Genomic DNA, 613 nt, shown 5'->3' on the forward strand with positions numbered 1-613 from the left:
AGTTTGAGATACCCTCAGTGTCCGAAGCGATAACGCGCGTGGGGCTGGCCGCCAAACTCACCAGTATCGGCAGTGCCGTAGGGGTTGGGCTGGACACCTACGCGACCCGTGACACTATCGCCGAGGCATGTGCCACAGGGCGCGAGGAAGAGTGCCGACGTATCCGCTATGTCGAGTATGGCAAGCTCACCGGGCGTACTTTTGGCGGGATCGTTGGAGGTGGTGCGGTTATTAACCGTGGCGTATGTCTGGCGGTCAGCCTTGATCTACGCGGTAAAGTGATATGTGGCGTAGTGGCTGCGGGCGCCGGGGCCTATGGAGGCGCCAAGGCGCTGGAACCGGCTGGTGAGATGTTTGGTTCAGCGATATATCAGTGGCGGCACGGTGGTGGTGACCATGATGCCAACTAACGTCATCATGGGGCTTGCTGGGGCTGCTTTCGGCCTGCTTGGCTTGGCGTTAGCATTTATCGCTAGTGTGGTGGCGCTTTTCAAGATCGATGAAGCGGATCGTTATTTTGGAGAGTGGGACTCCCTTGAACTGCTTCACCTCAAGGGGCTGCCCTTCAGCCTTTGGCGTATGACGCATTACGGTTTTAAAATATTGTTCAGGA

General features: G+C 57.1%; 2 protein-coding genes. Both read left to right on the top strand.

What is annotated here, in order from left to right; genetic code table 11:
* Positions 1-410: hypothetical protein (locus tag HP566_RS06740; protein WP_249976501.1), on the top strand; the 410-nt coding region annotated here is incomplete at its 5' end.
* Positions 397-613 (top strand): hypothetical protein (locus tag HP566_RS06745; protein WP_249976502.1); only part of this gene is annotated, 217 nt, incomplete at its 3' end. The genes HP566_RS06740 and HP566_RS06745, both read left to right, overlap by 14 nt.

It is taken from the genome of Vreelandella olivaria (assembly GCF_023507745.1).
In the GTDB taxonomy this organism is placed as follows: domain Bacteria; phylum Pseudomonadota; class Gammaproteobacteria; order Pseudomonadales; family Halomonadaceae; genus Vreelandella; species Vreelandella olivaria_A.